General features: G+C 63.9%; 7 protein-coding genes. 3 read left to right on the top strand and 4 right to left on the bottom strand.

The window, feature by feature from the left end; translation table 11 throughout:
• The first annotated feature begins 4 nt into the window (after positions 1 to 4).
• Complete coding sequence (virB10, locus tag V5F84_RS22365; RefSeq protein WP_394044475.1) at positions 5 to 1,177, top strand: type IV secretion system protein VirB10; 1,173 nt, start codon at positions 5 to 7, stop codon at positions 1,175 to 1,177.
• A 14-nt stretch (positions 1,178 to 1,191) separates the two neighbouring features.
• Positions 1,192 to 2,211 (top strand): P-type DNA transfer ATPase VirB11, encoded by a 1,020-nt coding sequence (gene virB11, locus V5F84_RS22360; RefSeq protein WP_394044477.1) that lies wholly within the window; start codon positions 1,192 to 1,194, stop codon positions 2,209 to 2,211.
• A gap of 1,334 nt (positions 2,212 to 3,545) precedes the next feature.
• On the opposite strand, the gene V5F84_RS22355 is transcribed toward virB11, so the two are convergent.
• The 3 genes from V5F84_RS22355 to V5F84_RS22345 form a co-directional block, all read right to left on the bottom strand.
• Entirely contained in the window at positions 3,546 to 4,349 is an 804-nt protein-coding gene (locus V5F84_RS22355) for a hypothetical protein (RefSeq protein ID WP_394044479.1), read from the bottom strand.
• A 189-nt stretch (positions 4,350 to 4,538) separates the two neighbouring features.
• Complete coding sequence (locus V5F84_RS22350; RefSeq protein ID WP_394044481.1) at positions 4,539 to 6,161, bottom strand: DUF1254 domain-containing protein; 1,623 nt, start codon at positions 6,159 to 6,161, stop codon at positions 4,539 to 4,541.
• Between the two features lie 170 nt (positions 6,162 to 6,331).
• Entirely contained in the window at positions 6,332 to 6,679 is a 348-nt protein-coding gene (locus V5F84_RS22345) for a hypothetical protein (protein ID WP_394044541.1), read from the bottom strand.
• 540 nt (positions 6,680 to 7,219) lie between these two features.
• Between V5F84_RS22345 and V5F84_RS22340 the strand changes: the two genes are divergently transcribed.
• Positions 7,220 to 8,227, top strand: a complete 1,008-nt coding sequence (locus V5F84_RS22340; protein ID WP_394044483.1) for an AraC family transcriptional regulator — start codon at positions 7,220 to 7,222, stop codon at positions 8,225 to 8,227.
• Positions 8,228 to 8,363: 136 nt separating this feature from the next.
• Here V5F84_RS22340 and traA read toward each other — a convergent pair whose 3' ends face one another.
• On the bottom strand, positions 8,364 to 12,980 hold the full coding sequence (traA, locus tag V5F84_RS22335) for a Ti-type conjugative transfer relaxase TraA (protein WP_394044485.1): 4,617 nt from the start codon (positions 12,978 to 12,980) through the stop codon (positions 8,364 to 8,366).
• Between the last annotated feature and the right edge of the window lie 31 nt (positions 12,981 to 13,011).

Below are 13,011 nucleotides of genomic sequence, written 5' to 3'. Positions count from 1 at the left end.
GGCGATGGCGGACGAAATCGAAAGCGGCGTGCCGGGAGAGCGAGGACAAGCGGTCACCGGCCGGCGGCAAGACAACCCGCTGCGGAAGCGCGGGGCGGTGGTGCTGGCTGTCATCGCATTTGTTGGCTTCGCGCTTTGGTCAATGCGAGACCGAGGGCGGCAGACCGAGAACGAGAAGCCGGAGCGCGTCGTCATCCGGCAGGCGACGGATTTCGAGCCGGCCCGCCAGCCGCCGACACCACCACCCACGGTGCCGCAGGTGCAGTTGCCGACCCCCGTCGCCACGCCACAGCCGGCTCCAGCGCAGGACCCGATGCTCGACGCCGCCCGGCGGGCGCCGGTGATGGCATTCGGCGCCCAGCGGAGTACGGCTGGTGGCCGTCCGACCGCCGACGCGCCTGCTGATGCGCAGGCGGGCTATCTACCCCTCAATGCCGCTCGCGGCGGCTTGAACGGTCCCGGCGAGAACGAGGACCAGCGCTTCGGCCGGATGATGACGCCGACGCGCCTCGAAGGGTCACGCGCCGGCACGCTGGGCAATCGAGACTTCATCATCGCCATGGGCACGTCGATCCCCTGCATCCTGGAAACCGCCTTGTCCTCGGACCAGCCGGGCTTCGCCAGTTGTGTCATCAATCGCGACGTGCTGTCGGACAATAGCCGCGTCGTGCTCATGGAGAAGGGGACGCAGGTCATCGGGGAGTATCGCGGCGGCCTGCGCCGGGGGCAGGCTCGCCTGTTCGTCCTTTGGAACCGAGCCAAGACCCCGAAGGGCGTCATCATCACGCTCGCCTCGCCGGCCACCGACGCCTTGGGCCGGGCTGGCATGGACGGCTATGTCGACACCCATTGGTGGGAGCGCTTCGGCAGCGCCCTGCTGCTTTCCATTGTCGGCGATGCCGCCAACTATGCGCAGGGCCAGCTCCAGCAAGGCGACATCCAGGTCCAGAACAGCGCCAATGCCGGCCAGCAGGCGGCCGCCATTGCGGTCGAGCAGTCCATCAACATTCCGCCAACGTTGGAGAAGCACCAGGGCGAACTGGTCTCCATCTTCGTCGCTCGCGATCTCGACTTCTCCAGCGTCTACGGCCTGCGCGTCACCGAGCCTCGCAACACGATCTACGATCGCGGCGTGCTCGGAGACTTCAGCCGTCGCTCCACGCTGGTCACGAAATAGGCGAGGGGAGGGGGATGAGCGATGCCGCCGACGCCGGCGTTGTCCGTGAGCTGCTCTCACCCCTAGGACACTTTCTGAAGGATGAGTCGCTTTATGAGATCGTGATCAATCGCCCAGGCGTGGTGCTGACTGAGGGTCCCGGTGGATGGCGCACGCACGACGCGCCGGAACTGACCTTCGAAAAGCTGATGCGCCTTGCGCGCGCCGTCGCCAGCTACTCGCACCAGGCCATCGACGAGGCCCACCCGCTCTTGTCCGCCACGCTGCCGGACGAACACCGCATCCAGATCGTCATTCCGCCCGCCACCACGAAGGGCACGGTGAGCATCACGCTCCGCAACCCGTCCGCGGTGACGCTGACGCTCGGCGATCTAGAGACAGGGGGCCTCTTCTCGGAGGTCAGCCCGCTCGCCGACGAGCTCTCCCCCACCGATATGAGGCTGCTCGGCCTCTACCAGGACGGCAGCTACATGGCGTTCCTCCGGGAGGCAGTTTTGGCTCGGAAGAACATCATCATCTCGGGTGCGACGGGGTCGGGCAAGACGACGCTCTCAAAGGCATTGATCCAACATATCCCGGAGGACGAGCGCCTCATTACCATCGAGGACACACGGGAGCTCGTGATCCCTCAGGATAATCACGTACGGCTGTTTTACTCCAAGGATGACCAGGGGCTCGCAAAGGTCGGCCCGAAGGAACTCCTTGAGGCTTCACTGCGCATGCGTCCGGATCGCGTCCTGCTCCAGGAGCTTCGGGACGGAACGGCGTTCTACTACATCCGCAATGTCAATTCCGGGCATCCGGGCTCGATCACGACCGTGCACGCGGATTCAGCGCGGCTCGCCTTCGAGCAGCTCACACTGCTCGTCAAAGAATCCGATGGCGGGCACGACCTGGAGCGGGGCGATATTCGGGATCTGCTTGAGATCGCCATCGATATTATCGTTCAATGCAAGAGGGCAGCGGGTCGGTTTCGAGTGACGGAGATCTATTTCGATCCCCACCGGCACACCCCATTAGATCAACATCGATGAAGGGGACTTACAAGGGCCGCTTGGGATGATCTCCTCTCCCAAGAGAGTGGCCACATTTCTTTTCATAGCATGGAATTTATGAGCCCGAGGCCTAGGCGCGTGCCTTCCCTTTCGGATGTTCATGCCCTTCAGGTACCATTGCACAGTCGATTCGCGGGTGCACTCCAGGCCATGCTTCCCACTGCTCCAAAATCCAAACTTATCATCGGTTCTAAGGCTATCATTGATAGCACATGCACGGATGCGCTTGGAAAAATGAAGCACGCACCTCGAATAGAGACCGACTTTACGGGTTCATTTGTGAAGAATGCCGTTCCCACCCTAAATGACTTATTTAGTAAGTCATTCAGCTCATATCGAGTTAAGACACAAATAATGGCCGTCTACATACATCAGACGCCAAAAGTGAGATTTTTGGGTACACCCGCTCGCAAAATGCGGACCAAGCAGTGCGAGCTGGGTGACATATTGCTGGTCTTGTCCCACAAGCGAAATCCCCGAAAAACCTATTGGCGAGGAGCTTTGTGGCAACTCAAAATGAATGATGGCTCACAACACAAAGCGGCGGATCCACAATATTGGTTATATAAGGATTGGCCGCCTTTCGATGTATATACCGGCGGTCTTCAGCGAGGCCATAGAGACTTTAATGGAGATACACGATCGGGATACTTCGGGCTGGTATCTCCTTCGAACTGGCTAATTTGCCCCCCGGCGCCGGTGATCGGACCGTCGAGCTCAGGAGTGATCGAAGCGGGGCGGTTCATCGTCGAAATGATGTATTCCGTGGATCCCGCGCAGCGCGGGCGCGTTGATCACATTGGACGACGGGTTTTTACTCGGCCTTATCCATTGTTTCCTTATACGTGGAGTCATACAATATGGGAACTACTTAATATCACCGGCGCCAAGCAGTTTAACGCAAAAAGCCTCTACGATGGGCCTCAGCCACGGATCAGTCTGTTGTACAGTTCCGTCCCTCAATCCGTTCCCGTAAGTTCGTTCCCGCCTCCGGGCGAGAGAGAAAACGGCCTATTGGTCGTGATCCAGTCAACGGACGCCACAGAATTTGATGCTGAATCCGATTAGGCTTCTGGCGCTCTCGTTGGTTCCGCCAGAACACCTAGCACGGCCTGCTCCAGGTGGCGGAGGCGCATCACGAGCGCGCACAGAAAAGACTATAAGCCATTGTTTTTATTGCATAATCTTCCTTATGCGACAGCTAATGGGCGCATCGTCAACGCAGCCGCTTAGGCACAAGGTTGCAATTGACGCAGCGGCCCTGGACCAGTGTGGGCGCCACGCATTGGAGGCGAACCGACGGTCACTCTCGGTCAGAAATGCCAGCCCAGACTGGCGATCGGGCCATGCATGACGGCATTGTAGCGAAAGGAGCCCGTGCCGAGGCCGGTCCCCTGATAATCTTCGTAGAGATAGCGGTAGCCGATCGCGGTCGAGATCGAAGACGTCCACATGTAGCCGATCCCAAGGTAGCCATTACTCGACAGCTTCGATCCAACACCAAAGCCGCCAATATCCACGGTGGAGTTCAAGAACCAGCGATCGTCGATCGCCCATTGCAGGACCAGCCCAACGGTGGGATCAATCCACTGCTGCGTCTGGCTGCCTGACCATGCAAGCGGCGAACCGGCGGGCGACAAGGCTACGTCGGCCGAAAGCCGCATGTAGCGCAGGCCGGCGGTGATGCCGAGATCAAAGCTGGATGCGCCGAGCGGCAGCCAGTGGCCAATCGCGCCGGTGGCGATGGTCTGCGACAGCTCCGCGTCGAGGCTGCCGCCCCCGTAGAGGCCGATCTGATCGGCGTGCGATAACCGCGCCAGCACGAGATCTGCCAGGAACAGCCACTGCCCGTTTTCCGCAAGGAACGAGCCCATCATCGCGCCGTCGAGGTTGTCCAGCACCTCGGGCACGGATGCGTTGACCGGTGTCATGGGCCGGTTGCGCACGCCGATCTCGCCGTCGATCGCGGTGAGCCAGCCGTAGAGCGTCACCTGAAAGCGCCAGTCCGATGCCGGCCGTGCCTGCGATGCTGTACCGGGCTGCTGCACGCCGCGATCCGACAGGTCGGCGGCGCGAACTGGACCCGCCGCGACGAACGCCACGAGCGCCAACGCCATGGCGCCCGTCCTGTACTCAATTGTACTCCACTTCCGGAAGCTGCTCGGCATCACTCTTCTCCGCCGGCCAATCCGATTGTCGGCGTCAGCACAGCTCGGCTCACGCACCGTTCGGATCCCAGGCACCTTGTTTCGGCGCGCGAAATTTCAGCAAACCGGCCTGCGATCTTCCGCAGGCCGGCTCTTGGGTCACTTCACCAGAGCGATTTCGCTCGGCCGCCAGCTCTTGTCGAAGAACGACGGCAACGGGCTGTAGAGGCGCAGGATCGTGAACCAGCCCTTCCCGGGGGCGGTCTGGATCCAGTTGCCGCGTGCCACGCCGTTCGGCTGGGTGGGGCCGAAATAGACCGTGGTCGTGCCATCGGCGGCGGCCTGGGCGGCGGGCGAGGGATAGTTCTGGCTGCCGGCGCGCGGATATTTCTGCGGCGTCTGCAGCATGGAGCGCGTCTGGTTGTCGTAGAGCGTGAAGGACCAGAACGCCTTGGCGGGAATGTCCCTGGGCAGCGTCACCTTGTAGGTCTTCGCGCCGTCGAAGGGGGCTCCATCAGGATCGAGGAAGCTCATGAGGTACTGCGAGCCCACGCCCGGGATGCGCATGATCATGCCGGGGGAGTCGAGCGTGTAGCCGTAATAAAAGGCGGTGCGGGAATCGAGCGTGCGCGCGCCGGTCGGTGCCAGCGGCTCGAACATGCCGTCCTTGAACATGGGCGGCGGGGTCTCGAAGAACGCGCCGCCGTCCCACAGCATGCTGCCCCACTGCGAATCCTTGTAATAGGCCCAGTCCGGGTGCTGCATCGCATAGCGCCAGTTGAGCGCCCGGCCGCTCGCCTGGCCGACCAGGGCCGCGTCCGACAGGATCTTCTTCATCCGCTCGTCGGGGGCGAACGTCTTGCCATGCACGATGCCGATCGCCGCGAGCTGCCCCGCGAGTTCGACGTCGTAGCTGGTGGCCGGCTGGCTCTGGACGTTCTCGTTGATCATCTCGAAGAAGCCGTAGCCGCTTGGCGGAATCGTGTTGAACGACCGCCCGCTGGCCTCGATGAACTTCGTCTCGGGGATCTTCGGCTCTCCCGCGATGCGCACCGTGCCCTCGAGCGCCTGAGCAAGGCTCGTTCCGAAGGAGCCCGGCTGGTAGGGATAGATCTTCAGGTTCTTCTTGACGTTCTCGACGGCCGGCCTGGGGTCGTTGTCGACGAGATAGGCGCGCGCGGCATGAAGAGCGAGGTTCGTCTTTGACTGCGCGATGAAGTAGCCGCCCTGGGGGAGCTGGCCCTTGTAGTCGGGCCCGACGATCAAATACTTGCCGCCGAGCCCGCGGTCAGGGCCGGGACCGCCAATGTCGATGATCCACGAGAACCACATGTCGTTGATCGTGCCGACGGCGTCCGATGGCTGCTCGATCACCAGCGGGCCTTTGCTCAGATCGAGCGCGGAGAGATAGTAGACCGTGTCGGCATTCGCCGTCAGGAACAGCGAGCTCGAATCCATGAGGTCGGAGAAGATGGCGACATCGCCGGGCTTGGCGCCGATGCTCTCGAAGCCCTTGACGAGCGCCAGGGCTGACGCGCCGCGGAAGCTGTTGTTGTAGACGTTGAGCGCCTGGGTGAAATCAAGTGCGTCATAGACTTTTCTGGCGGTTTCGGCGGTCGGCGCACCGTCTTGGAACTCCAGCGTGCCGATGCGCGTCTGCGCCGTGTCGGGCGCGCCAAGAGATCGAACGGTCTCTTGCGACACCTGCGCGACGGCAGCACCGGAGGGCAGCGTGAGGGCAGCGACGAGAGCAGCGCCGGCCAAACTCAGGTAGCGTCTCATGATGTTTTCATCCTTTATGTTTTCATCCTCCCAACAGGCTGGGCCATTCGGCTTTCGCAGGCTGATAGGAAAATGCCAGGATCGCGCTAGCCAACCCAGGACTAGGACCCCGGCCTCCCAACTGAGTTGCGTCATCATCTCTCCACCTGTTTTGAACGACCGACAGATGACTATCGTGGACAGACGTCCCAGAAACCCTGAGTCCGATTGGGGGTCGTATAGTACCAGCAGTACCCGGGCTTGGGCGGAGTGCCGGCAAGCGAAACGGCTGCAGCACCGGCAATAAATCCCATGGCCGCTCCGGCCGCGATCGCGCCTCCCGGGCGCCAATACCGGTGAGGATTTACAATCACGACGCCGCGCGGACGGTACGGGGCTCCATAGCCTGGCCTGACCGCGCCCGCTGCGCATCCGCGCGGGCCGCAGCCCGCTGCCGCGCAGCCTCGCGGTCCACAGGCCGCCCCGCCAGACCGATAAGCCTGAGCCGGCGTGCTTGAGAGCATTGGAACGGCGAGCATAGCTGCAAGCCCTGCCGACAGGATCGAGAGCTTGAACACCTTTAGCACTACAACCCCTCTACTACGATTGAGTTTGGCACGACCGAGTTGGACTTACTGGAAAATGTAAGAATATCTATTAGTCGAGTGCGTCATCCAGTGCGGATATGCAGCACAACCCAGGAGAGTAGACTTTAGGCATTTGCTCCGCCGCAGGGCCGCGACAAAGGCTAATGAAGCCGGCGACCCCGCCGTGCGACGATGGCATTCACACGCGCCCGAAACGCCGGTCCGGCCAGCCATTGAAACGCGAGGGCGCAGGCTGAAAGGGAGGAGGCAGCGACCGACCGGGAAGTCGCATGAGGGCCATTGGTTGGCATGGGCAACTTCCTCGCGCTCACGGCCGATAATTTCCTCGGCTATAGTCAAAGCCAAGCCGACGGCTCCAAACGGGTTTCCCCGTATGTCCGGGGACACTTATACTGCGCCACAAAGCAGCAATCGGACTTCAAGACCACTCATTTTGCGCCACCATGGCGGCATCCTCGGAGCATCCCGCGCATGGCTGAGATTCCGGTTATTTCGAACCGCATACTGCACGGCTTGCCGGCCTTCCTGCGTCATGAAATCGGGGAAAGGGCGCTTCTGCAGGCCAACCGCGCCGCGGGCTTTGATCTCGAACTAATCGAGGACCGGAATTGCTTCATTCCGCACGCGGCGGTGGTTGGGTTCGTGAATGCCGCGGCGAGAGCGGCAGGCGAGCCCAACCTCGGGCTCCTATTGGCCCCGGTGATGGACGTTGCCAACTATGGCAGTTTCGGGCGCTATGTCCTCGGAGCCGACACCCTCGGCCAATCTATCGAGCGCGCCATTGCGGCCCTCTGTTATCACAGTACAGATGACAGGATGTCGGTCGCGATCGTCGGCGACGAAGTGCGATTTAGCTACGGCTTTGCCCTGGCCGGCCGCGCCGGCTACGACATTATCGCTAGCGCTGCGGCCGGCGTCCTGCAGAGCGTCCTCAGGGCTTATTTGCCCGTTGACTGGCGGCCACTGCGCATCGAGCTTGATATCGACAAGCCGCGCCAGCCGGGACTGTTCGAAGATTTCTTCCAGTGCCCGGTCCTTTTCAACGCATCCGCTGTGACCGTCGTCATGGAACGCCCTCATCTGTCTGTTGCTCCAAGGCGCGTTTCATGGTCGATGATCACCATCGAGGATGTGGCGCGAGACCGGAGGGGCGGCGCTCCACGAGATCTGCTTGACGTCGTCGTGGAGCAGATCCGCGCCCTGGTTCTCACCGGGAGCGTGTCCATCGATAGTGCCGCGCAATCGATGGACACCAGCATCCGAACGCTGCAACGGGAGCTGAACCGAGCTGGAACCGATTTTCGCAGCTTGGCGAACGCGGCAAGAATTGAGCGAGCCACTGAACTGCTCCGGCACACGAATGGCTCGATCACTCGTGTTTCGGCGGAGATGGGATACTCCTCTCCCGCCAATTTCGCGCGCGCCTTCCGAAAGGCGACCGGCCATGGGCCGCGGGAGTTCCGCTCAAGGATAGACTAGACAGAAGGGCTGTCTGCCCACGGCTTCGGTTTAGGGGGCAGGGGAATGTCGGCGTTCCGTACCCAGGCCAACCAACGACGCCAGGATCGCGGCCTATCTGTTGCGGTCTTGGTCCTGGTTCTGGCCTTCTCCTTCTCTACCTAGTGAGCCCTCTGGCCTGGTTGATCGTCCGCATCCGCCTCTCGGACAGAATTCTCTCGCTCGCTTCGATCCGAACCGACTGCTGCAGCACGCGCAGCGAGGCGCGCATCACCTCGAACGCCTCCCGCTGCGCCGGCGGCACGCGGTTGGCTGCGTCCTTCTCGTTGCGGACAATTGCATTGCGCCCGAACCGCGCATCAAGGGCCCTGCTCACGACGGCAAATTCCTCGCGGATCTTCGGCTCGAGTTCGAGGACCATGGCATTCAGTCCGCGGACGTTTTTGTTTGCCTCGGCGGTCAGCCGCGTCAGGGCGTCCTGCGCCGGTCTTGAGAGGCCAGGAATCGCGATCGCCATCAGGCGGCGCTCTTCCGCAATCGCCTGTCCCTGAGCTTCCAGCGCGCCGGCATAAGCCGAGCCGAGGGCTCGCAGCTCCGCCGCCGCCGCGGGGAGAGCAGCAAGGGCCTCCTTGCGCTCGCGGCCGGTGGCCAGCAGGCGGTCCATCATCCTCCCCGAGCCACGCACCGCGCCGTAGGCATCGGACGCATTGGACATGGCCGCGGCGATGCGGTCCGCCGCAAAGCCCTGCACGATGACGCCCTCGATCTTCGCGACGGCGGCCGCCGGATCGCGCCAGATGCGCGACGCGATCTCCCCGAGCGCAGCCCGTTGCTGCCGATATTGGGCGGTGTCCAAGGCCCGCTGCCGTGCCTCGTCCTGCGCGGACGTGCGGAACTCCGTCACAGCGGCAAGCAAGGGCGAAACTGCGCCTTCGATTTCGCCGCCATAGGGCGCTGGCGCGACGATGCGCGAGCGATCCTGTCGCTCCGCCTGATGCTGCGCGTCAGCGAATCTGCGGACGGACTCGAACACCGCCCTCAGCTCGGTCCGCTTCTGGGCGTCCATCTCCTCCGGCAGGCGATCGGCCATATTACGCTCCGCGATGAGGTCCGCCTTCTCGGTGAAGGCGCTCCAGCCGAAGCGTGCGGTCAACGCCTCGCTGACGGCTTTGATCTCCTGCACGACCGCACGATCCTCCGCAGCCAGGACAAAGGCCGTCTCGTAGGCACCCTCCCCGCCCCGCGCGCGCACGGCCTCGATCTCACCAAGCCGCGCCGTCGCCTTCATCGAGAGCGCGGGCACCGAAAGCGCCATGTGTGCGCGCCGCCGCTCTTCGCGGATCTCGAAGGATGACGCGCTCGTCTTGAAAGCCGCGGCGTGGGCTCGAGCGAGCGGCACCAATTCCTCCGTGACGGCCTTGAGCGCATCGCCGCGTTCGCGACGAGAAGCTTGGCCATCGACGAGATGCTCGCCGCCACGCAGGGCGCCAAGCTGCCTTGGGTCCCGCTCCAGGGCTTCTCCCAGTTCCCGCGCGCCGACCTTTGACGCCGAGGCCAGATCGTGGAGCTTGGCCATCGCCGCGTCCGGATCACGATAGATCCTCTCTAGCGCCGGCCGCAGGGCCCCTTCCCGCTCCTTCACCGCGGGCGAGGAGAGCTGCGCCAGACGTGCATCCTCTTCGGCCGATCGCGGAAAGCGCGTCACCGGCGCTAGCAGGTAGCGGCTCTCGTCGGCGGGTTGCGGAGCTGCCGCTTCGACGCGCTGGTCGCTATAGGCGACACTGCGCTCGCGGGCGATCGCGAAGCCCAGCGCGACGCTCGCCCGCTCCCAGAGCTTCGCCAGCTCGTCCCGCTTTTCGACCAGCCACGCCAGCCGCTGACCCGCCCCCTCCTCCATCCCTGCCGCGACCTCCGCGAGCTGGTCGATCCCCCGTAGCCGCGCGAAGTCGCGGGCGTGCGCCTGGTACGACGGCTCGCTCTCATAATCGAGCGTGGTGGTCTTGGCCCCGGATCGCGACAACCGCTTGATCAGCTCCTTGAAGAGATCCGGGCGGTGGCTTTCCTGGTCAATACGCTCTCTGCGGTCTTCTGCCGTCTCGACCTGCTTCGCGGTCCACACGTTGCGATCGACCTGTCGTTCCTCAAGGCGCCGCTGACCCGTTTCCTCGTCCGTCACCGGGATCTTCACTGTGACCGTCTCGACGCCGTCCTTGCGTAGCGTGACAGTATCTCCAACCGCCACCCCGCCCTTTTCAATCGCGCCGGGAAGGCTGACGCCCCACAGCCGATGGGTCGACCCGTCATCTGCGCGAACATCGGCATAGGGGCTCGGCGCGACGTCCTCGCCCTCGCGGAACTTGGCCTGGCCGATCTCGACGAGCTCGCCGGTGACACCGCCGGCATGATCGATACGGGGCTTGCGCCCCCATTCGCTACGCGGCTCGAAATCCTCCTGCGCGGCATAGAGGTCTGCCCGATCCCGGTGGCGGGACATCGCCACATAGGTCAGATGCTGGTCCATCATGCCGGTGGCGAGCACGAAGGTCCGGTCCACCGTCGCGCCCTGCGCCTTGTGAATGGTGGCCGCATAGCCGTGATCGACATTGCCATAGGTGTCCTCGCCGAAGACGACCTCGCGTCCATTGTCGAGACGAACTGTGAGGAGCGTCCGGCCCCTCGTGTCGGTGGTGGACGTCACCGAGCCGAGCATGCCGTTCTTGACGTGCTGTGGTCCGAGGTGCTTCGCCCGTGGCTCCACGAACCGCGCATTCTCGAGGAAGATGATGCGGTCGCCGGCGGCGAATTCCCGCGTCCCGCGCTCGGTCACGAACGTGCGGCTCTGCGTCAGCGTCCCGTCGTCGATCAGCACCTTCCGCAGGGTATCGTTCAGGCGTTTCACATCGTCATTGGTATGGGCGAGCACGAGCATCTCGTCCCCGCGCCGCGGTCGCCACTCGCCCTCAGCCGACGTCCTGCCTGCGAGCGCGCGCCGGGTCTCGGCCCAGTCGGCGACGATCCGGCCAATGGCATCCTCGCGCGTTGCGGCCTCGACGATATGGCCATGCTGTGCATAGGCATCGAGTGCCGTCTCGACCTCGCCGCGCGCGAACAGCCGAGACGCATTGCGCGCCCATTCGTCCTGCTGGCGCCGCACACCCGCGAGTTCCGCAAAGCCGATCCGCTCGACAATCGCCCTGAAGGCCGCGCCCGCCTGGATCGGCTGGAGCTGCATGGCATCGCCAACCAGGACGACTTTCGCCCCGGCGTCCTCGACGACCTTCAGCACCCGCGCCATCTGCTGTGAGGATACCATCCCCGCCTCGTCGATGACGAGCACGTCGCCCGGTTCGAGCTGCTCACGCCCACTGGCCCAGGCCAGCTCCCAGGACGCCAACGTACGTGACGCAATGCTGGAACTGTCCTCCAAGCCCTCCGCCGCCTTGCCGGCCAGCGCCGCGCCGAGCACACGACGCCCATTGCTTTCCCAGGCGACGCGCGCCGCAGCGAGGAGGGTGGACTTGCCGGCGCCGGCAAGCCCGACAACCGCCGCGATCGCCGCATCCGACGTGACGTGACGGACCGCATCGACCTGCTCGGCATCGAGCTTGAACGGCTTTTCGGGGTTTCGTGTCTCGATGACCTCGATTGCTCCGGCGACGCGCGCTGCGGAAACACCGAAGCCATCGCGCGCCGCCAGATTGAGCGCCGAGCGCGCCATGCCGTGCTCGACTCGGAGCAACTCTCGCGTCGTGAAGATCGCCGGCTCGGCCGCCCTCCCCGTCTCGGGATCAAGTTGCTGCGGGCGCAGCGTGACCAGGTCGGGCGAGCCCATCAGCCGGGTCCGGATCGTGGCGAAGTCGTCCGGATCATCCACATAGCGATGGAGCGCGCGGGCGATGTCGCGTTCGTCGAAGGTGGATCGCTCGTTGCCGAGCTGCTGGAGGAGCAGCCCCGGATCGGCGGCAAGGCGATCGGCCATGCCCTGTCGGCGGGCGAGTTCCGCCGGCGCCAGGAACATCGAACTGCCCTTACGCGCCATCGCCGCCTTCGCCGGCCCGAGATGCCGCTGGGCGATGCCGTCACGGCCCTGTTCGGCATAGGAGCGCCCGTCGAGGCGAATGTCGAAGCCGGCGAGCGCAAGGTGCCGGTTCGCCGTCTCCGCCCAGGCGATCTTCCATGCCTTCATTGTCTCGCGATCGCCCGCCCACAGCCGATAGACGATCTTGCCGTTCGGCCGGTCGGGCGTGACGACCCGGAGCGGCTTCCCGTCCTCTCCGAGCACCGGCACCTTCTTCGGGCCGAAGCCATCTTCTGTAAGAGGCCGGAGCGTCGTCATCAAATGCACGTGCGGATTGCCATCCTTGTCGTGATAGACCCAGTCGGCGACCATCCCCTTTGAGGTGAAGTGGTCCGCCACGAACGCGCGCATCAGCGCGATGTTCTCGGAGCGGCTGAGCTCCTCCGGCAGCGCAATAATCAGCTCGCGAGCGAGCTGCGCATCCTCCCTTTTCTCGAAGGCCTCGACCGCGTTCCACAGGACCTCGCTGGCGGCGGCGACGCTCTTGCCGGCGATCATGGCCGAAAGCCAGGCCGGCGCCTCATCCGGAAGCGCCAGCTCCTCATGCACCAGCTCGGACGCCCCGCCCTCATAGCGGAACGTGGTGCCGGCCTTCTCGTCCATCATCTTGGTGCGGTGGCGATATGCGGCGGCCGAGACGACGCTGCGCCCCGCCCCCCGGCTGATCACCTGCGCCCTGACGAACATGATGGCCACTACGGTCGCCGCTCCCATCAAGCACGTCGCG

This window comes from Roseixanthobacter liquoris (assembly GCF_043195135.2).
Lineage (GTDB): Bacteria > Pseudomonadota > Alphaproteobacteria > Rhizobiales > Xanthobacteraceae > NCEH01.
Note: the sequence above shows the minus strand (reverse complement) of the source record. Positions and strands in the feature narration are given on the sequence as shown.